Origin of the sequence: Solibacillus sp. R5-41, from assembly GCF_002736105.1 — a bacterium.
Classification (GTDB): domain Bacteria; phylum Bacillota; class Bacilli; order Bacillales_A; family Planococcaceae; genus Solibacillus.
The window spans coordinates 1,705,346-1,730,024 of record NZ_CP024123.1; the positions used below are offsets into that span (position 1 = coordinate 1,705,346).

24 protein-coding genes and 1 pseudogene are annotated in these 24,679 nt (G+C 37.7%); 22 read left to right on the forward strand and 3 right to left on the reverse strand.

The features are described from left to right. Positions 1–319: 319 nt before the first annotated feature. Entirely contained in the window at positions 320–1,657 is a 1,338-nt protein-coding gene (locus CSE16_RS08005; protein ID WP_099423416.1) for an amidohydrolase family protein, read from the reverse strand. 902 nt (positions 1,658–2,559) lie between these two features. On the opposite strand from CSE16_RS08005, the gene rsgA reads away from it, so the two are divergent. The 16 genes from rsgA (at position 2,560) to CSE16_RS22160 (ending at position 15,188) form a co-directional block, all read left to right on the forward strand. Then, positions 2,560–3,630 (forward strand): ribosome small subunit-dependent GTPase A, encoded by a 1,071-nt coding sequence (gene rsgA / locus CSE16_RS08010; RefSeq protein ID WP_099423417.1) that lies wholly within the window; start codon positions 2,560–2,562, stop codon positions 3,628–3,630. 613 nt (positions 3,631–4,243) lie between these two features. Beyond that, positions 4,244–4,549, forward strand: coding sequence for a hypothetical protein (locus CSE16_RS08015; RefSeq protein WP_099423418.1), 306 nt, complete (start codon positions 4,244–4,246; stop codon positions 4,547–4,549). 146 nt (positions 4,550–4,695) lie between these two features. Continuing rightward, positions 4,696–6,050 (forward strand): IS3 family transposase gene (locus tag CSE16_RS08020; RefSeq protein ID WP_099423419.1). Its coding sequence is split into 2 segments (ribosomal slippage): positions 4,696–5,149 and positions 5,149–6,050, totalling 1,356 coding nucleotides; the frame shifts between segments, so codons are not numbered across the junction. 156 nt (positions 6,051–6,206) lie between these two features. Continuing rightward, complete coding sequence (locus tag CSE16_RS08025) at positions 6,207–6,494, forward strand: hypothetical protein (RefSeq protein ID WP_099423420.1); 288 nt, start codon at positions 6,207–6,209, stop codon at positions 6,492–6,494. A gap of 252 nt (positions 6,495–6,746) precedes the next feature. Continuing rightward, a complete protein-coding gene (locus CSE16_RS08030) occupies positions 6,747–7,187 on the forward strand; it encodes a hypothetical protein (RefSeq protein ID WP_099423421.1) in 441 nt (146 codons plus the stop codon). Positions 7,188–8,218: 1,031 nt separating this feature from the next. Continuing rightward, complete coding sequence (locus CSE16_RS08040; protein WP_099423423.1) at positions 8,219–8,614, forward strand: hypothetical protein; 396 nt, start codon at positions 8,219–8,221, stop codon at positions 8,612–8,614. A gap of 329 nt (positions 8,615–8,943) precedes the next feature. After that, positions 8,944–9,420, forward strand: coding sequence for a hypothetical protein (locus tag CSE16_RS08045; protein WP_099423424.1), 477 nt, complete (start codon positions 8,944–8,946; stop codon positions 9,418–9,420). A gap of 378 nt (positions 9,421–9,798) precedes the next feature. Beyond that, on the forward strand, positions 9,799–10,068 hold the full coding sequence (locus CSE16_RS08050; protein ID WP_099423425.1) for a hypothetical protein: 270 nt from the start codon (positions 9,799–9,801) through the stop codon (positions 10,066–10,068). A gap of 266 nt (positions 10,069–10,334) precedes the next feature. Beyond that, the gene (locus CSE16_RS08055) at positions 10,335–10,640 is read left to right on the forward strand and encodes a hypothetical protein (RefSeq protein ID WP_099423426.1); all 306 of its coding nucleotides are present in this window, start codon (positions 10,335–10,337) and stop codon (positions 10,638–10,640) included. Next, complete coding sequence (locus tag CSE16_RS08060) at positions 10,641–10,832, forward strand: helix-turn-helix transcriptional regulator (RefSeq protein WP_057990209.1); 192 nt, start codon at positions 10,641–10,643, stop codon at positions 10,830–10,832. Between the two features lie 168 nt (positions 10,833–11,000). Continuing rightward, complete coding sequence (locus CSE16_RS08065; protein WP_099423427.1) at positions 11,001–11,450, forward strand: hypothetical protein; 450 nt, start codon at positions 11,001–11,003, stop codon at positions 11,448–11,450. A gap of 346 nt (positions 11,451–11,796) precedes the next feature. Beyond that, complete coding sequence (locus tag CSE16_RS08070; protein ID WP_099423428.1) at positions 11,797–12,102, forward strand: DUF3784 domain-containing protein; 306 nt, start codon at positions 11,797–11,799, stop codon at positions 12,100–12,102. Positions 12,103–12,123: 21 nt separating this feature from the next. Next, positions 12,124–13,137 (forward strand): ankyrin repeat domain-containing protein, encoded by a 1,014-nt coding sequence (locus tag CSE16_RS08075; RefSeq protein WP_099423429.1) that lies wholly within the window; start codon positions 12,124–12,126, stop codon positions 13,135–13,137. Between the two features lie 108 nt (positions 13,138–13,245). Continuing rightward, positions 13,246–14,535: a DUF1963 domain-containing protein gene (locus CSE16_RS08080; protein ID WP_099423430.1), complete on the forward strand. Its 1,290-nt coding sequence runs from the start codon at positions 13,246–13,248 to the stop codon at positions 14,533–14,535. Between the two features lie 46 nt (positions 14,536–14,581). Beyond that, positions 14,582–14,905: an ankyrin repeat domain-containing protein gene (locus CSE16_RS21790; RefSeq protein WP_253896203.1), complete on the forward strand. Its 324-nt coding sequence runs from the start codon at positions 14,582–14,584 to the stop codon at positions 14,903–14,905. Between the two features lie 109 nt (positions 14,906–15,014). Further along, a complete protein-coding gene (locus tag CSE16_RS22160; RefSeq protein WP_371514586.1) occupies positions 15,015–15,188 on the forward strand; it encodes a DUF4274 domain-containing protein in 174 nt (57 codons plus the stop codon). Between the two features lie 205 nt (positions 15,189–15,393). Here the strand turns inward: CSE16_RS22160 and CSE16_RS08090 are convergent, their stop codons facing one another. Together CSE16_RS08090 and CSE16_RS08095 are read right to left on the reverse strand one after the other, a co-directional pair. After that, positions 15,394–16,776 carry an SMI1/KNR4 family protein gene (locus CSE16_RS08090; protein WP_099423431.1) on the reverse strand — a complete coding sequence of 461 codons (1,383 nt, stop codon included), beginning with the start codon at positions 16,774–16,776 and terminating at the stop codon, positions 15,394–15,396. A gap of 358 nt (positions 16,777–17,134) precedes the next feature. Next, positions 17,135–17,239 (reverse strand): annotated as a pseudogene (locus CSE16_RS08095) (transposase); the annotation flags it as partial. A gap of 899 nt (positions 17,240–18,138) precedes the next feature. Between CSE16_RS08095 and CSE16_RS08100 the strand changes: the two are divergent. Genes CSE16_RS08100 through CSE16_RS08125 form a run of 6 tightly spaced genes read left to right on the forward strand, consistent with a single transcriptional unit; the run spans position 18,139 to position 24,660 of the window. Beyond that, the gene (locus CSE16_RS08100; protein WP_099423432.1) at positions 18,139–19,371 is read left to right on the forward strand and encodes a M20 family metallopeptidase; all 1,233 of its coding nucleotides are present in this window, start codon (positions 18,139–18,141) and stop codon (positions 19,369–19,371) included. Continuing rightward, entirely contained in the window at positions 19,371–20,462 is a 1,092-nt protein-coding gene (locus CSE16_RS08105; protein ID WP_099425788.1) for a tartrate dehydrogenase, read from the forward strand. The genes CSE16_RS08100 and CSE16_RS08105 overlap by 1 nt, the downstream gene beginning before the upstream one ends. A 1-nt stretch (position 20,463) precedes the next feature. Next, entirely contained in the window at positions 20,464–21,210 is a 747-nt protein-coding gene (locus CSE16_RS08110) for an SDR family NAD(P)-dependent oxidoreductase (protein WP_099423433.1), read from the forward strand. Then, entirely contained in the window at positions 21,210–22,658 is a 1,449-nt protein-coding gene (locus tag CSE16_RS08115; protein WP_099423434.1) for an aldehyde dehydrogenase family protein, read from the forward strand. The genes CSE16_RS08110 and CSE16_RS08115 overlap by 1 nt, the downstream gene beginning before the upstream one ends. Before the next feature lie 21 nt (positions 22,659–22,679). Further along, positions 22,680–23,708, forward strand: a complete 1,029-nt coding sequence (locus CSE16_RS08120) for an ABC transporter ATP-binding protein (protein ID WP_099423435.1) — start codon at positions 22,680–22,682, stop codon at positions 23,706–23,708. Then, entirely contained in the window at positions 23,683–24,660 is a 978-nt protein-coding gene (locus CSE16_RS08125; protein ID WP_099423436.1) for an ABC transporter ATP-binding protein, read from the forward strand. The genes CSE16_RS08120 and CSE16_RS08125 overlap by 26 nt, the downstream gene beginning before the upstream one ends. Positions 24,661–24,679 lie beyond the last annotated feature (19 nt).

The following is a 24,679-nucleotide window of genomic DNA, read 5'->3' on the forward strand; positions in this document are numbered from 1 at the left end:
CCCCAATTATTAAAAAGTAAATTCCCATAATGATATTCACCCAAGGCAGAGTGTATGCCTAATTTCGGTATTAAACTTTGTTGAGATAGTACGAAGAGGTTCTGATGAATATTACCTTGTTGTGTGTTCATACACTTCACTCATTCCGAAGCTGTCGCTTGGTTGGAATTAGTATAACGACAAAGAACGGGTTTCCGAGGGGGAAATCGTTCTTTTTTGTTTTTTATAAATTTTATAGGATTTATTATTGAAGGAATTGAGTTAATGGGTATTTTGCTAGAATATTAAGAAAAAGGCTTAATTCCAATTAATTGAAAAGCTATTTTTTATTTTCTAATAATTCCCATTGTTCCGTGAATTTAGCCGTTGATTTCTCTACTTCTTCTTCAATCGGAATATGGCTCAGTATTTCATCTTGTGTATATACTTTGCCACCCTTCACTATTGTATCGATATGCTTTGTATGTTTAATGTCCTCTAATGGATTGTCGTTTAAAATAACTAAATCAGCAATAGATCCTTCTTTAATTACACCAATACCATCCAGATTGATAGATTTTGCCGCATTTATTGTCGCTGCTTGTAAAGCTTCTAATTCAGTAAAGCCAATTTCCACAAATATTTCGAGTTCACGGTGTAAAACCATACCAGGGTATGTATATAATAAGCCGGGCGTATCCGTTCCAGCAACTACTGTTCCACCCATATCATAGTAAACTTTAGCAATGGCTTTCTGTAAGTTATATGTTTTGGCATAATATTTTTTTATCGACTCTACATGTTCCGCTTGTTGATTCCAATATTGCATGATGTAATTTATCTTTGAAGCGGATTCTATGACAATATTTTTAGGAGACCAAAATTCAGGATATTTGATAGATTGATCGTAAATAACCATTGTTGGGCATAATTTTACATTGTATGCCAACATTTTCTCACAAAGTTCCTTTACTTTTTCTTGATCTGGGTTTTCCCAATCGATGTGACGCCATTCCTCTTGGTCTACAAATAAATTCCACCCTTTATACATCTCATGTGCAAAACCAGATGCATGTTCAATCCAAGTAACTCCACACTCAGCTGCATCTAAAGCAGTTAAATCTTTTGAATTCACCAAATCAATGGCAACTTCCAAGTTATACTTCTTCGCCTCATCTACAGCCGCTGCCATCACGTCTCTTTTGACCCATCCATACAATTTAACAAACTTTGCGCCAACTTCAACTTGTCTACGAACTTCTTTCCTCGCGTCTTCTGGATCGTCTGTTACGAGAGCACCATAGCTAGTAGGACCCCATTGACCCGGTGTTCCATCAATCATTCTGTCTGATGCATAAATTCGTGGTATTGGTGCATCATCAGGTTGTTCAATTAATTTTGAAAGTAACTTAACATTCCCTGCAGTATTTCGCACTGTCGTTACCCCTGATGCAACGAAATGGGGAGCAAATCGCTCATTAATATGACAATGCATATCGATTAAACCTGGGATAATATATTTACCTTCAGCATCAACTGTATCGATCCCTTCTGGTAACACGTCATCACTTTTATATATTCTTTTCACCGTATTTCTCTCTACTTCGATTGAACCTACATAAGAACCTCCATTTTCCACATCAATGATTGTTCCATTATTAATAATAAAATTTCTCATTTTTACCTCCTAAATTTATTCAATTTAAGTATTATGAAGAGTTAGGGGCATCATATGTTACGTGTTGGTATTTACTGGCATAACTCTTTGTGTTTATTTTGCTATTAAATGTAATATCATTCAAGGGTTCAATAGAAAAATAATGTAGCCGGACTGCTTTTAGTACAAAGTAATAGATTTAAGTTTATATTTTATCTTTTAGGTATTTAAAAATTAATTCATTATTAGGAAGTTTAAAATGTCTATTTCTCACATAATGGGGGTGGATATATTCCTTTGTTGTAATTAGGCTATCATGACCTAGTAATTGCCTGATAATGATGATATTTATTTAAATGAAAAACTAATTGTCTTAATAATAGAGGTGTAAGATAGAGATTCATCTAAAAAGAAAAACCTGTAAACGTTGATATACCAACGTTTACAGGCGCTTTAAATGATGGTCCCGACTGGTCTCGAACCAGCGACCCCCACCTTGTCGAATTTATCTGGCTAAATAAACCGAGTTCAATTAAATTCAATTGAATTAAAAAAGCCTGATTTAATAAGGTTTTTGGGAAAGGCAAAAACATCTCAGTTAAATAAAATAAACACAAAAAAATAATTCTGCGGACAAATTGCGGACAAAAGAGTAAACAGGTGGTCTGTATTACTCTCTTTTAAATTTTCTGTTTTATCTGTTGTAGTCTTAAGTCCAGATTGTTAATAATTATACTAACTCAAATAATTTAATGGTATAATATGGTTTTTATGATATATTTACCGTATTGAAACATGAGAGGAGATGGTGTTTTATGTCTAATGGATCTGAGTATGGAATTGTAATTTTAAGGGAGGTAGGTGTTAATTAACACCATACATTAGGACCTCCAAAATTTGTGCTTTAACTTTAGGAGGATATTATGTACAATACTGAAATGGAAGATTTGGGATTAAGTGACTTTTTTTTAAAAGAGGTAAAACATTTTGAAGGTCTTCATGTTGCAAGAGTGTCGTCATTATCAAAAGGGATATATAAGTTAATTACTAATCAAGGTGAACTGAAAGCGGAGGTATCTGGAAAGTTTCGTTTCAAAGCTACTGGAACCAGAGATTATCCAACTGTAGGAGACTTTGTTATGATTAAACGAACAGATGGGAATAATATAATTCACCATATGCTATCTCGAAAAAGTTTACTTGTACGTAAGGAAGCCGGAATGACTCAAGAAACCCAGCTTATTGCCGCTAACATTGATAAAATATTTATATGTATGTCATTAAATAATGATTTTAACATAAGACGAATGGAACGCTATCTATCGATTGCATGGGATAGTGGAGCGACACCAGTTATCGTATTAACTAAGGCAGATTTGTGCCTAAATATTGAAGTAATGTTAGAGGAAGTATCCAAGATTTCTATAGGCGTTGATGTTATCGTGACTTCAAGTGTCGATAAGGTGGGCTATGAACCAGTCAAAAACTACTTATCTAGTGGACAGACGGTAGCCTTTATTGGATCATCAGGTGTTGGTAAATCAACATTAATAAATGCTTTACTTGGTCAGAAACTTATTGAAACACGCGATATTAGAAATGATGATAAAGGAAAGCATACGACAACAAGACGCGAACTTTATCTGATTTCGGGACTTGGTGTTGTCATTGATACCCCTGGTATGTCAGAGTTGGGGGTACAAAGTGTTGATTTATCAAAATCATTCTCAGATATTGAGGAGTTAATAAAGCAATGTAAATTTAATGATTGCCAGCATAAGAGTGAGCCGGGATGTATCGTGCAGCAGGCCATTACAGATGGAGAGCTTTCAAATAAGAGATTACAAAGTTATAGAAAGCTTGAAAGAGAAGCAAAACATGCAGAGATGAAAATGGAGAGTCGGGAAAAAGAAAGACTGAAAAATAGGGTGGATAATTTAAGAGAAATAAAGCGAAGTAGGAAAGCTGTTAAGGCAAAAAATAGAGGAAGATAACATGTGGGAGCGACTATGGTTTAGGGTCGCTTCTTATACAGCTATTTGGAGTCTGCAAAACTTCACTTCAACTTTTCTTTATTATCTTTATCAAAATCAATCATATCGAGTTGCTATTTTGATTTTGTACAATGATCTAAAAGCAGATATTTAGTGTGCTGTTTAGCATTGGATTTATATTCTCTGTAAACTTTTCAACTTGTACCGGATTAAGTTAATGTCTCTTTGTTTAGATATACACAAATAAACTACTCTTTATTATAGACGAATCTCCATTTTGTCCCCCTTTTTTGTCGGTTAAGGGAACAAAAACCCTCGTTCTATTGAACGGGAGTTTTTGGCTGCTTATGTTCACTTTTATTTGGAGCATTTCAAACAGCGACAAACACTAATTTAACAGTGTTTGTCGCTGTTTTTTATAGAAAATAACGCTCTGAGACGCTGTGAGAAATTATTTTAAAGAGGACTATTCGATCCACTTGTTCTGAATGGCGGTAACATATAAATAGAATCTCAATGAAATGTTGCCAACAACGGTTTGGGAATGTTTGTATTATACATATTTGGGTTATTTATATAAGAATTACTATTAAAGGGTGGTGGCGATACGATTATGAAAGTACTTCTTGTCATATTGATAATAGGACTTGCTTTTTGGCATCTTAAACGAGAAAGGATACTATTTTCCGAAATTTCTTGGGGTCAGAGAATTTATACATCCCTTATTTATTTATTGTCTTTATTTTTAATATTTTTGGGTGGTTCAAAGCTTCTGAAAGTAATTAGAGCATTTGAATTAAATGTATTAATTGAAACATTTGTTTTCCTTATTGTTTTCGCTATAGGACTTTGGTTTATTGGGACAATCTGGACTATGATTTTGCCTAAAAAAGTATTAGAACATTTTTCTAAACAATAGAAATACTGTTTCACTGTCTTTTAATGGGCAATGATTTTAGTTCATTAAAGGTTTATAAAGTATGCAAAATAAACTTAATAAATGTTCCCAAATGTGAACTGCACCCCATTTGTTACACACATCTAACAAGGAGGTGCAGTTTTTCTATGGCAAAAATGAGCCCAGAAGATAAATTAGCAGCGGTTCAACGATATGTAAATGGCAAGGAAAGCTCAAGAACGGTCGCTGCAGATTTTGGTATTTCACATCGTTATTTATTAAGCTTAGTGAAACAATATGAACATAACGGCGTAGAAGCTTTCATTAGACGATATACAAATTATACGAAAGCATTTAAACTAGATGTACTTAACTATATGGCTGAATATGGTACGTCCTTTAATGAAACAGCTGCGTTCTTTAACATTGCGGGTGCTTCATCGGTACAGAATTGGAAAAAACAACTCGACACTCAAGGAGAAGATGCCCTTCAGCCAAAGAAAAAGGGGCGTCTATCCATGAAAAAAGAATCGACTAAACAACCTAAAAATGTACTAGCAGAAGGCTCTACTGAAGCACTTCAGGCGCGTATTAAGCAGCTTGAAATGGAAAACGAGTATTTAAAAAAGTTGAATGCCTTAGTTCAAGCCAAGGAAAAATCGCCACGAAAGACAAAGTAAAAGTTATTTGTGAATTAAGGCATAAATATTCGGTGAAAGCGCTTGTGGCATATGCGGATATTCAACGTAGTACGTTTTACGATATGGCGAAAAAGTTCGATTTACCCGATCCAGACGTCGATTTAAAGGCTGAAATCCAAGCGATTTACGATGAACATGAGGGTCGTTACGGCTACCGTCGCATTCGTGATGAGCTCGCGAATCGTGGGCAAAAAGTGAATCATAAGAAGGTTCAACGCATCATGAAAGAACTTGGCTTAAAGTGTATTGTCCGCATGAAAAAATATAAATCTTTTAAAGGCACGGTTGGCGAAATTGCGGATAATATTTTGGATCGCAATTTCAAGGCCGAAGCACCGAATGAGAAATGGGTAACGGATATTACAGAGTTCAAATTATTTGGCGAGAAGCTTTATTTATCGCCTGTTTTAGACCTGTTTAACGGAGAAATTATCACCTATACAATTGGCTCTAGACCTACCTATTCACTGGTTTCAGAGATGTTAGAAAAGGCGTTAAAACGCTTACCAGAAGACCATCAGCTATTAATGCATTCGGATCAAGGCTGGCATTATCAAATGAAGCAATATCACCATTCCCTAAAAGCAAGAGGCATTGTGCAAAGTATGTCACGCAAAGGAAATTGTCACGATAACTCTGTAATGGAGAATTACTTTGGCATCATGAAATCTGAATTTCTTTACTTAAAAGAATTTGAAAGTATCGAGCACTTTAAAGAAGAACTAGAAAAATATATGAATTATTACAACACGAAACGTATCAAGGCAAAATTAAAACTGAGTCCGGTGCAATACCGAACTCAATTTACCCAAGCTGCCTAAGCGAAATAAGCGTGTCTAACTTTTAGGGGTCACTTCAACGACGCTTTGGGAACTAATGTTATACTTAAGAGTGTTTCGTAATAATAAAGTAAAATTACAATGTATTAAGTTGTTCCGCAAATGGGTCATTATGTGGCATTGCTAAGGAGGGGTTTTATGAATTCTTTGGTTATATTCCTTTTAGTTCTCTTTACCCTTAATGTATTTGTTATCTTTTTATCAAGATTATTGAATTGGTTGGTATGGATGATGGCGGGTGTTATTTTTATTATTTCTTCTCCAATAGTTCTAGTTCTGACAATGAATAACGTTAGTCGTAATGTTGGAGATGGATTTGCAGCTGCTGTGGCGGGGCTTACTTTTGGTGGACTTTTGATTGCTAATGCAATTATTTTATTCATTGTGGAAATTTTTGTAAGAAAAAAGGAAAACAAACTGGTTTAGAGTATTCTGCAATCAGGCGAAAACGTTCCCAAATGGAAGTAAGGGAATCAGTATGTCCCCAAGTGACGCTTTGGGGATTTTTCCGTTTAAACCAAACGTCGCAGTTTACTTTAATAAGCAGAAGTATATTTCAAATGGTATAATTAGTTAAAATTGTTACTTTTAAGGTTTTATAAATTGAAGTGGGAAATATCCCCACCATTCAATTGAGAGAAGAAATCCCATAACTTTCTAAATAAGGAGTGTGTTCAAATGAAAAAAATCGTTCTACCTTTTTTGATTAGCCTTGTTTTGGTTGGGTGCAACGGGAAGTCGGATGATAATGGTACGATAGAACAACCAGAAGGCAAAATTACTGCGAATGGCGAACAGTATATAATGATGCCGAGTAATTACGAATGGAAAGAAAATAACACGGAAATAAGACATTTACGTCCTCACAATAGAGTTAAATCAGCGGATAATTTTGAAACATTAGAAGCCGAAAAAGGAGATACTTTGAAATTTGAGATTGATAAAAAACCTTCTTCCGTTGAGATGATTAAGGTGAATGAAGATGACACAATTGAAAGTGTTGAAATGAAAGATAATGAGATAATCTTGCCGTCTAAAGAAGGGTATTATATTTATGAACTTAATGCGAAATGGGATAAAGGAAAAATAACATTTTTATTTGATGTTAATGTGAAGTAAGCTTATAGTAAATTAAAGTACCGAATATTTAGTGCAACAAGGACTTATAACGTATACATAAATAAAACTGTTAAATTGGTGTTTGTCGCTCTTTTTTATAGAAAATAACACTCTGAGACGCTGCGAAAAATAATTTTCAAGAAGACTGTTCGATCCACTTGTTCTGAATGGCGGTAACATTTCATTTAGCAGTTAAGACTAATAAATTGTCTTGGCTGCTTTTTTTATTCAATTAGTCCCCATATACGATTTAATTATGGATAATAGGAAGATTTCTTTAGGAAATACAGATGACAAAATACTTTTACATAGGCAAAATATGTAATGATAAAGGAATTTGATTAGGAGTTACTTCGATTGGACCAATGATGAATTGGTTTGGAACAAAAGGACTTTTGGCTTCATTCGTCTTAATATCCTACTCAATTTATTCAGCTTATAAAGTAGAGAACCTCACAAAAAAACATGATTTGAAAACGTATAAAGAGATTTTAGCGTTCCAAGAAGGACGCCAGCTAACAGACGACGAAAAAGGAGAAGAACGCAAAAAAATTAAATATATAAAGCCTATAATGGTTATATCATCTGGTTTAATTACCGGAATATTAACGTGGTTAAGTTTAAGTTTCTTTAATTAAGAAATAAAGGAGGACATAATGAATACAAAACAGAAAACTAATGATACATCTCTCGTCTTGTATGCTTTTATTGGGAGTTGTATTGGTGCTTTTTTTGGATTATTAGCGTATGTAAAAGATTGGATTTAACTTTAAATTTTTATAATATTTAATATCCAAGTGTTTATACATTTAGATACAAATAACGTTCCCAAATGAAAGTTAGGGAAACAAACACCCCATTCAATTGAATTGGGGTGTTTGTTTTTGGCTGTTTATGATCAGTAAGTTACCAAACCACGCTTTGGGAAGGTTTTTAAATCTATATAAGTCTTACTTTAAGACTTATTATTCATTGAATATTCAGTGATCTTAAGTATAATATATATACAATTATTGGAAAGGGGGATATAGATGAAAAAGAAATTAAGTGTATTTTTACTATTAACAATATTGGCTTGTGGTATTTTTTCATTTTCAAATAATTCTTATGCAGTGATACAGGAGAAAGAATTAATAGACGGCTTTAATTCTACGGAGTTTCAAACTGAAACAATTTTAGATTTTCAAGGTATTTCCTACTTAACTACGAAAGAATATTTACACACACCTTCTGGATTACCTATTTATAAAACTAAATTATTTTATGCCGATCACCTTGAAGCACCCGAGTTTATCGAATTTACAAAAGATGTTGAAGGACATTTGTATAAAGGTACTCTAGAACTATATCAAACCGAAAAAGATATCGCTGCCTGGAAAGCTATGTATAGAGGGATAATCTCCAAAGTCGAATCGTCTAACGAATAACAGTTACATTTCATAAAAAATTTATACAAGTTGTATTCAAATAACGTTCCCAAATGGAAGTTAGGGAATCAACACCCCCCATTCAATTGAATAGGGGGTGTTTTGGCTGCTTATGAACAGTAAGTATCCAAATGACGCTTTGGGGACTTTTCGCTTAAAATATCGACAATATTACGAACAATCACAAAATAAAAAAGTGGTAAACCATTTCGGCTCATCTTTTTTCAAAACATGTAATGAAATATTAGGGATACCTTCCATTTTTTGTATTAAAGGGTTAATTATAACGCTATAATATAGTTATTAAATAAAAGTGAGGTGTGTAACAAGTGAAAAGGCAATTATTTTTTTCAATGGGTTTTATTTTAATTTTGACTGGATGTAGTGAAAGTGAAGTAAGCGAAGGTCCAGAAGAGGTTAAAGAAATTTTAATAGAGAAAGTGGATTTAGACAAGGATGTTGCGCAATCGACTGAAATTTCGTCGGAGAATTATGAAACTGATAGTGGAGTAGTATCTTATGACATGGATATTTCAGAAGGCAGTCTTTCAGGAACAGAATTTTCGCCTACATACAAATTATCAAGTTCAAACGGAAAAAATGTAGACTTCCATATCGTTAATACTGGGAATGTAGATGTAAAAATCTCAATTAATGGAGAATTTGAAGAAACTTTCGCACCAGGTGAGGGTGACTACATTACTGCTCCAGTTGCTTTACTTGCTAAAGACTATAAATTTAAAGCTGTACCAACCCCTAATGGTGGTAAAATTAGTATAGACTATCGTATTACTCAAAGAGATTAAATTTATGTCCTTTTAGTGAACCTGAAGAATAACACCTCAAACTTTATGAATACGATATAAATTTCAAATCTCAATAACGTTCCCAAATGCAAGTTTTGGGAAGAAATAAAACACTTATAACGTTGTCATACCAATGTATTAAGTGTTTTTCTGTATTTCATTCATATACACCTTTTTATGTACTATCGTTTGAACTAAGGTTCAACAAGGCTTTCAATGCTGTTCAAAAAAAATTGCACTGGAACATATTTTGAATAAAATCTTACATATACAGCAGATTCCTTAACGTTATAAATCAACTTTTTCTTATACCATCGCCTTTTTCTTTATTGAACTAACGGGGCAGGATAGTTTAAGAAGTAATTGAGGTGAAGAATGATGAGAGTAGCAAAACGTTCTTTAAGTGGAATCATTGCTATAATTCTAAGTGTAGTAGCTGCTTTACTTATTAAAGTGAATTATGAGTTAAATGAACATTGGCTTCAAGGGACTTTACTCAATCCTATGATGCTTATAGCTATCGCTTTATACTTACCTTCTTTTGGACTGACGATTTATGCACTCAATAACCGTTTTGTTGGTTTAGTATTTTGGAGCATATCTTTGTTAATTGTTGTTGGTATTTTTTCGACTAATTTATTTGAATAGAATAGTTAAATCATTGTTTCTCTTATTCAATTAACGGGGGCTTTAGTGCAACAAGTATTTAGAAAATTTTCCCAAATGACGCTTTGGGTGCATTTTCCCCTTCAACTAGCGGGCCAGATTGTTGAAATAAAACGAAAATGAATCCTTTTAAGAGTGTTCATTTTTACGGAAATATGTAAAGGGTATTTGACATTTGTTCGTTCGGTTATATAATAATAAGTGTCAAATGTTCTTTACATTTGGGGATGAAAGGACTGAGTTAAAGTATGGATTGGATGATTTTAATTGCGTTTTTGGGATTTCTAGCTATCTGTTTGATTTTGATTATAATTACGCTCGTATCATTAACAAGGTTGGGTGATGAGAGAAAAAAATTCATTAAAATGAAAGCCCAGTCTTACACATTTATAGTTGTAATCGGTTATCTAATAATAGAAATTGGGGAAAATATATACAAAACTATTTGGGGTAACGGCTCTTATACACAAATAGGTCCATTTAGCTTTCTCGTAACAATTTCAGGTGTATATCTAATTTCATTATTCTTTTTCAAAAAGAAATATGGTGGTTAAATGAATAATCATATAAAGGAATTGAGAAAATTAGCTAAATTATCCCAAGAAGAACTTGCTAAACTCTGTAAGGTTTCCAGACAAACAATAAATGCGATTGAAAATGATAAATATGATCCTACTTTACAATTAGCATTTAACATAGCGAGCATATTAGAAACTACGGTAGATAGGCTATTTATAAATAAATGAAAAGAGCAACAATCGGGTGCAATTGTTTAATAAGCTTCAATTTTCTTCTTCAACTAACGGGGGCTTTAGTGCAACAAGGATTTCAAATGGTCCCCAAACGACGGTTTGGGAAGATTATACTTTAACTAAAGCAGGTCAGTGTAATAAAATGTAATGGAGGTAGATTTGATGGGTTCTAATTATAAATGTTTTATTGATATACGTTTGACTGGTGGAGATGTTCAAATTGAAGTTTCCAGTGACACACAGTTGTTTAGTTTTAAATCAGGTATAGGTTTTATAGCCATCCCACATTTTTTCTCAACACTTTCTTCTCTATACAAAGGAGAAATCAGTGAAGCAAAATTATATTGTGATGGGAACTCTGATTACTATATATTTTCCAGTGATGGTTCAAACCTTAATATTGAACATATAAGCCATTATCCAGAGGGTGTATTTAAATATCAATTTAAATTGAAAGAGTATATCAAAGCTATTTGTACAGGTTTTGAAAAATATTTGCAACAACTTGAAAAGGAAGAAATACTGCCTTTAAAAGCCCAAGAATATGCTCATCCATTAGGTGATGATGTTTTAACCGCTTTTTATGATTTTTCATCACTTATAAACCGTTAATATTATAAGACTACTATTTAGGTTGTTCGACTAACTTATTCTTCGTGTAACAAGCATTTCAATAACCTTCCCAAACACTACTTGGGGAACGTTCGATCTCGCAGCTAAGACTACGCTATTGTCTTGGCTGCTCTTTTTATTCAATTAGGTTACCAAACGTGCTTTGGGAGCTTTTTTAATGAAACTTTTATAAGCTCATTTCCGTATAACATCCAAAGAGGGGGGAATTGGGATTATTTTGTTTTAAATCTAATAACTTCAATTTTTACGAACTCTTTCAAATACACGTATTTCGCGTAAATTAAGATTTACAAAATAACTGTTAATAAAAGGGGGACAAAAGGAAATGGGAATTGAAATGATAATTGGTTTAGCTGTCGGAATGCTTTTCATCTGGGCTGGCTACATTGTTCGGACAAAAAAGACATTTGTATTTTTGGCAGGTTTCAGGGAAACATGGGAACCAGTTAATAAAGAAAGGCTAGGGAACAGAGTCGGTCTACTGGTAATGACTCTCGGCATTATCGCAATTTTTACATCGGTTTTTACAATATGGTTCGGCGCCACAGCTGGGAAAATTTCTGGCGTGCTAGCTATTATTAACGTGAGTTTAATTATTATAGTTATTGGATTAGATCAAATAGGACATTAAAAGAGGTGTATACATGGAGAAATGGAGAATAAAGCTAGTCTTTTTACTAACAATCTTAAATACGATAGGAGTATTCGCTATAATTCCATACTCCATAACTTTAATGGATTATCAAACCTTTTCAATATACCGAATGAATTGGTCCGCTGGCTCGTGGATCAGGGTGCTGATATAAATGCTAGTGACAGTTACGGAAGAGTGGCTCTACATAAACATGCAATAAGTTGGTGCGGTAATACTGAATTGCTGCTTGAGTTGGGTGCAGATATAGAAGCCATTGATTATCAAAACGAGACACCTTTATTTGACGCAGCAGGTTCATTTAATCCAAATGCAGTTTACACATTAGTTGCCAAAGGCGCAAATCTCAGCGCAGAAAATAAGATGAAACATACGCCCTTAGAAAAAGCGTTGGCAATGTGTAGAAACATAGATATCGTCAATATGGCGAAAGTTGCCGATATTTTGCTTAACGCTGGAGCAACTGAAACGCAGGAAATGAAAGACTATATTAAGCGAATTGGAAATGACTTTGAGTTTCACAAAGAAGGCTTTAATAAAGAAAATTTGAATCTAACAGATGAGGCACTTTTACGTCTATATGAGCTATTTGATGTTCCTCCAGTAGGGAAACGAAAGACTCACGATGGCACCTCTCCAATAGCAGTGTCAACAAAGGGATGGCAGGCGCAACATAATGAACTCTGGAATTTATTAATTTCTTCACAAGGACATGCGAAAAACGTACAGGGTGAAGTTATCCGTATAACTGGTAAAGTATCATACGAAATTTTAGATAACGGCAGTATCAACTGGGATAATCAATATCGTAAAATGCTTAACAGTTTAGACCATTACTTTAGCTTGGGTACGCCATTACATCCCGCTGCACTTCAGGAGGCTGAAACATTAGTGAAAGAACTTAACAACGGCAATGGTAGTAATGAACCTGCGAGACTATGCGAACTTGCAGTGCATTGGGTACTCAGCAATCCTAATTCTATTACTTTGGAACAGCCCGACTATAAGCGATAACTTATTTACGAATTAATCAGCATATACAATAAGCTATGCACTATACATTCCCTTTATCTAAGCACACACCAGCAAAGAAGAGGGAGAAATAAAGGGGGATAATCAAACATGGCAGAACGCATACCATGCAAGACGGAAGGCTGCAGCGCAACAATTCTGCTGAGTACAGCAGCCAAAACAGGCGGCATCTGCATGCCTTGCCATCAAGAGCAAGAACGAAAAAAGCAACAAACTTATATTGAGCAGCACCGCAAAACGGTGAATCTCTATGAAGGACTAACAGATCATTTAGACATTCTCAAGGTGATGCATTCACCAAGAAAGCAAGGTCCGCTTATCCAATACACTCCTTATCCTTTAAGCATGGAGCAGGTGTACATATCGTTATCAAATCATGAAGCGGGCGGTATATTAGAATATGCGATGGAATTACTCGCTATTAACAATGAAAGTGAAGCAGAAGACATTTTATTATCACTAGTAAGTTATCGGAATGATAATATCTCGAATGCTTTGCCTGAGCTTATAGAGCGCGGCTTGTTTCATAACCCGATTCTTTTTAAAGATGCGCCACAAGACATTCAAAATCTGCTTTTGGAGAGGGTGATTTGGGATGAGGACAACCGAAATCATCTCCTTCTTGTACTCGGATGGATTGGTAATGACGCGGTCACAGAGCAATTTCGGGAATGGCAAATGCAGCCGCCAAAATGGGCGGAGCAGTTGTATGTAACTCCTGAAACTTACGCTCTTGATGGAGGATGGGAGCTTACCTCAGACGGAGAGAGGCGTGACCTAATAAACCATTTATGTTATGCGATTAGGCAAGCAGACCAACAGTATGATGATTTAAATGAACAACATCATGTTCGTTTTCTTGGGATAAGCCATTCAACATGCCCATGGTGCAATAGGAAGTTAACGAAGTTGATAGATGCAGCTACCTCTCATCCGTCCTTGCAATATCTCGACCTGCAGATGGAGAACCTGCAGGTGATAACCTGTGACTTATGTGGGGGCTTTAGCACGATATACATGGAGCTGGACGATCATGGCGTGCCTGTCTGGAGCTGCTATAATCAGGAACCTGATTATCTTCCGGATATTGATGACGTAAACAGCAGAACTGAAATCCCACCTAGTTTAGTCCTTTCACATGAGCCGCAATCACCGTATTATGCTGCAGTTTGGACCATGTCACAATTAGATTCGCAGATCGGCGGTCATCCAAGCTGGGTCCAGGATCCGGAGTATCCAGTTTGTCCTTGTTGTGAACGAAGAATGCAGTATATAGGGCAGATCGATTATGCAGATTTCGATGAATATGCTGAAGGCATTTTTTATATGTTTATATGTCAAAAAGACAGGATTACAGCAACAGTATATCAGCAAAGCTGAATAACGTTCATGTTTATGGTAGCACCGTGTCAAAGGGGGAGTACACTTGGATTGGAAAGAAGTTAGCAAGACAGATGATCTGTCTCGTGTACTGAAGGCAGCAGCAGAACTGGATGTGAATGAACGGGACGAACGGGGGAGAACACCGCTGATGCTTTTTTTGACAAATCGAATGCCTGTTCAGGCGATAGAGGTATTGATAGAGCATGGAGTAGAACTTGATGCACAGGATAAACTTGGTGATACACCACTTAAAAAAGCTGTAAAGTTCAAGCAAATTGAAGCCCTTTTAGCTCATCGAAGCTGGGGCAAAACTGGACTCGCCACTGGGCATATTAGCTACAGCTTGGAATGCGGCCCGTACAGATAAGAAGGTTGCAGACCTTCTGCTTGAAACAAAAGGAGCGGTTCGTCTTTCTCTGACACGAGGAGAGCAAAGGTTTGTTGATGAGGTTTTGTATGAGGAGTCACAGAACAAAATGTGCGATAAGATAGAAGGAATAAATTCGCCGGAAATATTACATGCCATCGTGAACGAAAATAACTTGGATGATGGCCCTGAACCGATGCTGTCCGTTTTTCATAATCCAGTCACTCCAGAAATTACTCTTCTCGACATGTATGAATTATTAGATGGATATTACTGGCGGTAGGGGGGATTCGGATAATCTGCTAAACACGAAAGAGGAGAAACGCTTTAAGGAACTTGTTGTTGCACTGAATGAAAGATTCGAGCGGAACCGCCACTAAAATAATGAATGCTGAAGACCCAAAGAAGATGACAAGAAGAAGAGCCCGCTTTGAAAGCGAGCTCTTTTCATTATTAGAGATGAACCTAATCTGCAACTTAATCTGTGATTAGCCTTCATTTAACTTATTAATTACTTCCTCTGCAAACGCATTGGTAAAGCGAATAATCCCGTGATTCTGTACGATACGTCCTTCCTCGATGCGATGATCAAGCCAATCTGTAATAAAAGAAGGGCCATATCCGCCTTGACCGAATTCTCCGCCAAAAGCGATTATGTTTTGATATGCTGCCACATATTGATCACGACTGGTGTCCGGATACGACTTCGTATATAACCAAAACTGCACATCATACATGACATACGATAATTCATCTGCATGAAAAGAAAAATGTCCTTTTTCTTCAACAATCCGTGTACATATACTGCGGATTTTCTGTTCAACCTGTTCCACTTCGGTTACTTGTGAGCACAGCTCCTCCAGCAGGGGAGAAAATTTACCGTGCGCAACTTTATCCAAGGCTTCTTCTTTGTCTTCTTCAGAAGTATCATATTGTTCTTCGCTCACTAAGCCTTTAATAAACTCTTCAAAATTATCGGCAAGGAAGGTAATCTCATAATCCTCTTCTTGATCGACATGAACGACTTCAGGTTCTCCAGCTTTACCGCATGCTCGGTAGTCTAACATGACGACATCATGACCGGCTGAAGGACAATCACAGATCACCACGCCAATGTCAGGATATCCCCATTCCTCGATCATAAATGGACTGCCCAGATCTCCGCACAGCGAATAGCTTTTCTCGCGACCAATTCCCATAATCCCTGAAATAGCAATATGATCCTCTGCCCAGGAAGTCGGTTCCTGAGTTGGAAAGTAGGTGTTCTTCGGCACCCCGCCATTCTGATGCCTCATCAGATGAATATAAGAGGAGGGGAGCTTATAACAAAGCTCTTTTTCTATAGAAGCGATTAGTTCATCCGTCGGTGGCTCAGATTGATAGGATGTTCTAGCATACCCGCTGTCATCCCAGAAATCAGTTAGAAACATATCTGAAAAAGGACTCTTCTTTGCTGCGGAACCGCCACGCTCGAAGTAAGCTTGCTTCTTGGCAAGCCGGAGTTCTTCCTTTTTCTGCTTCTTCGCTTTATGAGTACTCGTTCTTAAAAAGTACTCGGTACTTTTAACACCAGGCTCTAATTGATCAGACCTGTTGAAAGCTTGAGCTGCTTCCTCATATCTCTTTAAATGATAAAGAGCAAAGCCTACCCGATAATGCCATAGAGAATCCTGTTTGCCAGCCTCAGAAATTTTATCAAATTGATAGAGCGCTTCTTTGTAAAGCCCCAAATTGTTATAGGCTCGGGCCAAAAGGCTGATTGATTCATAGTCTCGTTCTTCATCAGGAATTTGTGAAAGCGAATCGATAATTCGCTGATGTTCGTCTACTTCATGCCACTCGTTCAATTGATCAATAAGCTTTTGTTCCATTTCTACCTCCAAATGATTATTTAGAAAATAACTACATATGTATCTGGTAGCCTCTACCTTTAAAATAGTAACATTTATAAATGAAGGATTCTAGAATTTTCCTATATGTTACAATTATGCTGAATTTATATTTGACATTGCTATCGTAAAGTGGCATTTATAGAGTTTGTGTTTCTGTTCCGGAGCATGAATAAATGTAGAATAAATATTCGACGATTAGGTCACGCCAATCCTAAAATCACTTTAGAGTATTATGCACATTTATTGCCGAATGCAGATAATGACAGTGCAGACATTTTTCACAAGGCCATCCAAAGTAACACTAAATAATTGGAAAAAATCTTACGAATAACACCGGGACATTTAAGTTTTGTTTAATCCAGCGAAAAAAGGATTCAATTGCCCAGCGTTCTTTGTACATGCCGGCGATTTCTTCGGCTGTCACGTCACGAAGATTGGTCACAACGCGTACAATGGTGGGGGGCGCAAGTTCGAGACTTGTCGAGACCATCAATTAAAGTGCCTGATAACGTCGGTGTATCAACGTTTTCAGGTTTTTTATTTTTGGATAACTTCCTACCTTACACCTTTATTTTTGGATTTGTCCGCAATTTGTCGGCACGAACAAAAATGCGGTATTCAGTCAGCTTTTTGCATACGGAAGGACAGAAGAAAAAGAACTGTAAACCTTTATCTTTCGCTAGTTTTACTCACCAGCTTCTTTGTGCTATCCAGCCAATCGAATGGCGCATTGTTCTCAAAGAAATACTCGAATTTCATTGGGAACTTTATAAAGTAAAAACTAGATTAATTTGGATAATAAGTACGTGGGAATCTTTAATTATTTATTATTCAATTTAAGTCTTCTTACACAAACATACATCAAAAAAAATCAATAACGATCCCAAATCAAAGCTTGTGAACCAAGCGCATATGACTGCCATGGTGTGACAACGGTACGAAACGCTTCATTTTTTACTTTTTTCCACAAGAAATATTCAACCCCAGCAGTGCCACGCTTGAGCTTCTCACGTCTATTAGAAACACTTTCGTACGTTTCTTGTTATAGATTATACGTAGTTTGCCACCTTGTTCTCTACTAGATTATATGGATATCAATGGGAATTATTTCAATTAATATACTAATAAGTTAAAAGTAAATAATCTTAAGAAATCAACAAGAATACCGCTGTCTGCCGCTTATTGTAAGAAATTTCTCAACTTATAATGACGAAAAGAATTGAAATATCTTTTCGCTAAACAAAAACTATACAATAATTGGTACTTTATTAGCTTCTTCTCTCATATGTAATAGATATTAGTCTGAAATTTTATACTATTTTTGATATGGGGGAGAGATAGATGACATTTGCAAGCTTAAAAAAAACGGCATCGTACGTACGTGATCGAAAGACAGTTATTGAATTGACACAAAAATTAGTACGAATAGAAAGTGTGTATCGTGAAAATGATCCAAATGGCAATGAAGAAGAAGTAGCCAATTATATAGCTCAGTATTTACGAGATATGGGCATTGAAACACATGTAGAGGAAGTGGTGCCTGGTAGACCAAACGTTATTGGCATTATTGATTCTGGCAATCCAGGGAAAACGCTGCTGTTTGAAGGCCATACGGATGTTGTAACAGAAGGAAATCGTGAGGCATGGGTGTATGATCCATTCGGCGCAGAAATTGTGGACGGTCGTATGTATGGACGCGGCACAAATGATACAAAAGGAAATCTTGCATGTATGATTACAGCTTGTCAGTCCTTGCTGCTAGATCAGGAGGAGTTTACAGGCAAAATTATTTTATGTATTCCTTGTGATGAAGAGGGACTGATGCTTGGTATTAAGCATTTCATTAAAAACGGCTGGGCTGACGGAGTAGATGGTGCAATTATTTGTGAGCCACAAGAAAATAATGTGTGTATTGCACAGCGTGGTGCGATTCGCTTACAGGTAGATATTTTCGGTAAAATGGCACACGGTGCGATATCTTGGAGTGGCATTAACCCGAATTGGCGTATGGCGCGCTTTATTGTAGAGCTTGAAAAATTAGAAAAAGAAGAGCAGGCACGTTTAGGGAGAGACGCTATGTTGAACTGGCCATCGATTACGCCAACAATTTTACGTGCTCCAGTAAAAGGGGATGCGCAAATTAATGTGATTCCAGATCACTGTATGACGACGCTCGATATTCGGACGGTGCCAGCGCAAGATCATGATGAGCTCCTTGGCAAAATTGATGCAATTATTAAACGCTTACAAGCGGATGATCCCGACTTCAAGGTGGAGTTGACGGTATTAGATAATCGACCAGCGACAGCAACACCGAAGGAAGATCCTGTCGTACAGGCTATCTATGAGGCGGTTGCAGAAGTAACAGAACAAAAACCGATTTATAACGGTGTACCCGGTGCAACAGATGGCACATTCCTCCATGTGCATGGTGTGCCAATTGTGACAGTAGGTGCTGGTGATCGCGAAATTCCGCATCAAATTAATGAGTATGTGGATATTGAAGAACTAGCCGAAACGACAGCGATTTATCGTTTGGCAGCACTAAAGTTTCTTAAGGACGATAAAATATGATAACAGCGACTCGAATAGCGATTATCCCAGGAGATGGCATTGGCAAGGAAGTAATGGAAGAGGCCATCAAAGTGCTGGAGGTTTTACAGGAGCATGATCATACACTACAAATAGAAGCAACAATATTTCCGTGGAGTTCAGATTATTATCTAGAACATGGGCGAATGATGCCAAATAATGCGCTCGAAACATTGGCGCAATATGATGCGATATTATTTGGCGCAATTGGTGATGACCGCGTACCTGATGATGTCACGGTGTGGGAGTTAATCATGCCGATACGCAAACAATTTCAGCAGTATGTAAACTTCCGACCGATTAAATCACTGCCAGGTATTGCCTCACCGTTAGCAAATGGTAAGAATATTGATTTTGTCATTTTCCGAGAAAACGCAGAAGGGGAATATTCTAATAGTGGGGGACGTATATACAACGATCAACCGCAGGAAATGACCATTCAAAATACGATTATGACACGTATAGGTATTGAAAAAATTGTGCGTGCTGCTTGCAATTATGCGCATAAACATCATAAAACGAAAATTACGAGTGCCACAAAGTCAAATGCCATCATACATTCGATGAAGTTTTGGGACGAGCACACGAAAAGGGTGCTCGGGAATACGTCGCCAACACTTCAGTTGGAATCTATTTATATTGATGCGTTAGTAGCGTATTTTGTGGAGCGACCACAAGATTTTGAAGTCGTTGTGGCCTCGAATTTATTTGGTGATATTTTATCGGATTTAGGATCTGCGCTTGTTGGGGGTCTTGGTCTTTCACCCTCTGCAAATCTCAATCCTGAAAAAGCGTTTCCGTCTATGTTTGAGCCTGTGCACGGTTCGGCACCTAATATTGCAGGAAAGGGCATTGCAAATCCAATCGCCCAAATTTGGTCACTTGCTTTACTGTTTGGACATATCGGTCGTCCAGAGGTAGAGGAGCTTATTGTGTCAGCGATTGAGAAGGTGCTAAGAGAAGGTAGTGTCAAAACTGCAGATATTGGCGGTCAGGCAAATACACAAGAAATGGGTAACGCGATTTGTGAAGTCATTGTAGCGATGAAATCAATAGCAACAAGGAGTGATTAATATGGCAGTTGATCAGCAAGTAGTGATTGTGACAGGTGCGGGTGGTGGTATGGGACAAGCTATTTTAAAGCATTTGCTAGAGCAAGGGAAAATTGTTGTTGGGCTTGATTTATCAGTAGCATCACTAGCTGATAGGGAAAGTGATGTGCTGCAACTCCATGACGTGAATGTGCTTCATGAGGATAAAGTAAATGAAGTTTTTCAAAATATTTATGACAAATATGGACGAATCGATGGGCTTGTCAATGCGATTGGCATTGCACAGGCGGCGACACCGATTGAAGATGTATCGATAAATGAGTGGAATCGTTTAATGGACGTGAATGTGAAAAGTTTATTTATTACGACAAAAGCGGCTGTGCCATATATGAAGGCACGTAAAAAAGGAGCGATTGTCACGATTGCCTCAATTTCAGCTGTACGTCCGCGTCCAGGGTTGCAAGCTTATATCGCATCAAAAGGAGCAGCGGAAAGTTTTTCTCGTGGGTTGGCCATTGAACTTGCGCCGCATCAAATTCGAGTGAATACTATTCATCCTGGGCCAGCGGATACACAAATGTTGTCCCAATTTGCGGCACCAAATGCAGACGTTGAACAAACAAAGCAAGAAGTATTTGTCCAATCTGTCCCACTTGGTCGCCTAGTCGCTCCTGCAGATATTGCAGGAGCCGTTTGTTATTTACTTTCGGATGCAGCGAGTATGGTAACGGGTACGACGTTACATGTTGATGGGGGTCGTGGATTGTAATGCAAAAAATTCCAATGTTGATAAATGGCGATTGGGTTTACGCGGATGAAGAACGATTAGTAGATGTAACGAATCCGTCTACTGGTGAAGTGCTGGCGCAAATTAGTAATGCAAATGAAGCGCAAGTCAATGAAGCGATACGTGCGGCACGTGTGGCATTTGACAGTGAAGAATGGCGTAAGGTGAAGGCATTTGAGCGTGGTCAGCTACTAACCGAGTTAGCACAATATATACGTGAGCATGCGGAAGAATGGAGTTTACTAGAGTGCCGAGATGTCGGGAAGCCGTTATCACAAGCGCGTGCAGATATTGAAGCGGCAGCTCGTTATTTTGAGTTTTATGGTGGAGCGGCGGATAAAGTTATGGGGGATACCATTCCGATTGAAGATGGTATTTTAAATGCGGTAGTACTGGAGCCAGTTGGAATTACCGTACATATCGTACCGTGGAACTATCCGATTCAAATTACAGCAAGAAGTGTCGCAGCTGCCATTGCCACAGGTAATGCGGTGATTGTGAAAAGTGCGGAAGATACGCCACTAACGACGCATGCAATAACGAAGTGGTTTGCGGCTAAAGTGCCGGCAGGAATTTTTCAGCATGTTACAGGCTTAGGGAGTGATGTTGGACCACTATTAACATCGCATCCAGACATTAATCACATTACTTTTACTGGTTCTGTCCCAACAGGCATTGCCGTGATGCAGGCAGCGGCTAAAAATATTGTGCCAGTGACGTTAGAGCTTGGTGGGAAATCACCGAACATCGTATTTGCAGATGCGCCGATGGAACAGGCATTGGACGGTGTACTACGTGCCATCATTCAAAATGCAGGACAAACATGCTCAGCAGGCGCACGTTTACTGATTGAAGAAAGTGCAAAAGAGGTGTTTTTAACTCAGCTAGTGGAGCGATTTAAAGTGCTCAAAGTGGGTCCTGGTGAAGCAGATCTAGATATGGGACCATTATTAAATGAACGTCAATTTATGAATATTTTAGTGCGATTACAGCAAGCGAGGGAAGACGGCTATGTTGTAGTTGGTGGCGAAACATTGACGATTGAGGGCTATGAGAAAGGGTATTACATTCAACCGACAATTCTTGATGGCTTGGAAGATACCCACGTTCTAGCGCAGGAAGAAATATTCGGACCAGTCCTTACTGTCTTTACATTTGACACAGTCGAAAAAGCAATTGCACTGGCCAATAGTACACAATACGGATTAGTAGCAGGTGTTTGGTCAAAGGATTTAGATACAGCGCATTATGTCGCAAGCCGTGTGCAGGCAGGGCAAGTGTTTATCAATAATTACGGAGCAGCAGGTGGTATTCAAATGCCATTTGGAGGATATAAGAAAAGCGGCATTGGGCGTGAAAAAGGCTTTGTTGCACTTCGAAATTATACACAAATGAAAAATATTGCTATTCGTTATGCTCTACCCAATTGAACGTGAGAAGGAGGGAAGCATATGGAACCAATAAACACACAACAGGTGCTATTAGAAGTAAGCAATTTGAAAATTCAATTCCAGCTGAAAAATGGCAAGCAAGCCAAAGTAGTGGATGACGTGAGTTTTTCCATTCATAAAGGCGAAACGGTCGCACTCGTAGGCGAATCAGGAAGTGGTAAAAGTATTACGTCGCTTGCCATTATGCGCCTACTTCCAATACCACCGGGGGAAATCACAGCTGGCACAATCCACTTTAACGGCAATAATCTATTAGACTACAAAAATAAAGAGATGAGTCATATACGCGGCAATGACATTAGTATGGTTTTTCAAGAGCCGATGACTTCACTTGATCCAGTTTTTACGATTGGCAATCAACTAATGGAATCTATTCGGAGACATCGAAAAGTGTCCAAAAAAGAAGCGCGCGAAAAAGCCATTCATCTTTTACAAGAGGTAGGAATTGCCAATGCAGACAAAATGATAGCTGAATATCCGCATCAATTATCAGGTGGGATGCGTCAACGTGTCATGATTGCCATTGCCATGGCGAATAATCCGCAGCTCCTTATTGCAGATGAGCCAACAACAGCACTAGATGTAACTGTGCAAGCGCAAATTTTAAACTTGATGATGAAGATGAAGAAGGAGCATCGTTCCGCCATCTTATTTATCACGCATGATATGAGTGTCGTTGCGGAGACGGCTGATCGTGTCATGGTCATGTATGCAGGGCAAATTGTTGAAGAAGCACCAGTGAGGGAGCTATTTTTAAATCCGCAACATCCATATACGACAGCCTTGTTAAAAACGATGCCAAGTCTTGATACGGATGTGGAAAGATTGCCGTCTATCCCGGGCATTGTACCACCTGCGTACGCGTTACCTGATGGTTGTCGCTTTGCACCGCGTTGCCAATTTGCGATGGAACAGTGTCAATCGCTACAACCAGAAGTGTTGACTGTCAATGAAGCACATAAAGTACGTTGCCATTTATTCTCGGGTAAGGAGGAGCGTGCCTATGCCGAAGAAGGAAGTCTTACTTGAAATCAATCATTTAAAAGCCTATTTTCCAGTGAAGCGGAAGTCGATGAAAGAAGAGAAAAAAGTCGTCAAAGCAGTCGATGATATTTCCTTGGAAATATATCGCGGGGAGACACTTGGGATTGTGGGTGAGTCTGGTTCAGGGAAATCAACGTTTGGACGCACGATTTTAAAACTCGTCGAACCAACAGAAGGCGAGATTTTATATAAAGGGCAGCAAATTCAGCATTTGAAAGGTAGTAATTTGCAAAAGTATCGCAATCAAATGCAAATGATATTTCAAGATCCATTTGCGTCTCTTAATCCTCGTATGCGTATTGGTGCCATAATCGAAGAACCGATGGCATTACAATTGACGCTTACAAAAGAGCAACGTAAAAAACGGGTCAAGGAGCTTTTGCAAAAAGTGGGCTTAGCAGAAGATGCGATGCATAAATATCCACATGAATTTTCTGGTGGTCAGCGTCAGCGTATAGGTATTGCGCGTGCGCTGGCCATCAATCCAGAATTCATCATTGCAGATGAACCGGTTTCAGCACTGGATGTTTCGGTACAATCGCAAGTACTGAATTTACTGATGGATTTACAAGATGAATTTCAATTGACGTATTTATTCATTTCGCATGATTTAAGTGTCGTTAAACATATTAGCGATCGTGTAGCGGTGCTCTATCTTGGTCGCATTGTAGAAATAGGCACGAAAAAAGAATTGTATACCAATCCACTTCATCCATATACACAGGCATTATTATCAGCGATTCCGGTTGTTAATTTTGATGAACCAAAGCAGGCTATTCCTTTGCAAGGGGAGCTACCGAGTCCGATGAATCCACCTGTAGGTTGTGTGTTTCATACGCGTTGTCCGTTTGTGATGGGGAAGTGTCACCAAGTGCGGCCAACCATGCAAGAAATGAACGAACATCAACGTGTCGCCTGTTTTTTGTATGATAAATAGTGTGAAATTTCAATCTAAA

Bases quoted from the DNA above. Each gene is read 5' to 3' on its own strand.
- CSE16_RS08115 (WP_099423434.1), top strand. From the start codon at position 21,210: ATGCAAAAAATTCCAATGTTGATAAATGGCGATTGGGTTTACGCGGAT.
- CSE16_RS08040 (WP_099423423.1), top strand. From the start codon at position 8,219: ATGAAAAAGAAATTAAGTGTATTTTTACTATTAACAATATTGGCTTGT.
- CSE16_RS08055 (WP_099423426.1), top strand. From the start codon at position 10,335: ATGGATTGGATGATTTTAATTGCGTTTTTGGGATTTCTAGCTATCTGT.
- CSE16_RS08075 (WP_099423429.1), top strand. From the start codon at position 12,124: ATGGAGAATAAAGCTAGTCTTTTTACTAACAATCTTAAATACGATAGG.
- rsgA (WP_099423417.1), top strand. From the start codon at position 2,560: ATGTACAATACTGAAATGGAAGATTTGGGATTAAGTGACTTTTTTTTA.
- CSE16_RS08110 (WP_099423433.1), top strand. From the start codon at position 20,464: ATGGCAGTTGATCAGCAAGTAGTGATTGTGACAGGTGCGGGTGGTGGT.
- CSE16_RS08030 (WP_099423421.1), top strand. From the start codon at position 6,747: ATGAAAAAAATCGTTCTACCTTTTTTGATTAGCCTTGTTTTGGTTGGG.
- CSE16_RS08080 (WP_099423430.1), top strand. From the start codon at position 13,246: ATGGCAGAACGCATACCATGCAAGACGGAAGGCTGCAGCGCAACAATT.
- CSE16_RS08090 (WP_099423431.1), bottom strand. From the start codon at position 16,776: ATGGAACAAAAGCTTATTGATCAATTGAACGAGTGGCATGAAGTAGAC.
- CSE16_RS08070 (WP_099423428.1), top strand. From the start codon at position 11,797: ATGGGAATTGAAATGATAATTGGTTTAGCTGTCGGAATGCTTTTCATC.
- CSE16_RS08065 (WP_099423427.1), top strand. From the start codon at position 11,001: ATGGGTTCTAATTATAAATGTTTTATTGATATACGTTTGACTGGTGGA.
- CSE16_RS22160 (WP_371514586.1), top strand. From the start codon at position 15,015: ATGTGCGATAAGATAGAAGGAATAAATTCGCCGGAAATATTACATGCC.
- CSE16_RS08050 (WP_099423425.1), top strand. From the start codon at position 9,799: ATGAGAGTAGCAAAACGTTCTTTAAGTGGAATCATTGCTATAATTCTA.
- CSE16_RS08100 (WP_099423432.1), top strand. From the start codon at position 18,139: ATGACATTTGCAAGCTTAAAAAAAACGGCATCGTACGTACGTGATCGA.
- CSE16_RS08015 (WP_099423418.1), top strand. From the start codon at position 4,244: ATGAAAGTACTTCTTGTCATATTGATAATAGGACTTGCTTTTTGGCAT.
- CSE16_RS08060 (WP_057990209.1), top strand. From the start codon at position 10,641: ATGAATAATCATATAAAGGAATTGAGAAAATTAGCTAAATTATCCCAA.
- CSE16_RS08005 (WP_099423416.1), bottom strand. From the start codon at position 1,657: ATGAGAAATTTTATTATTAATAATGGAACAATCATTGATGTGGAAAAT.
- CSE16_RS08125 (WP_099423436.1), top strand. From the start codon at position 23,683: ATGCCGAAGAAGGAAGTCTTACTTGAAATCAATCATTTAAAAGCCTAT.
- CSE16_RS08120 (WP_099423435.1), top strand. From the start codon at position 22,680: ATGGAACCAATAAACACACAACAGGTGCTATTAGAAGTAAGCAATTTG.
- CSE16_RS08025 (WP_099423420.1), top strand. From the start codon at position 6,207: ATGAATTCTTTGGTTATATTCCTTTTAGTTCTCTTTACCCTTAATGTA.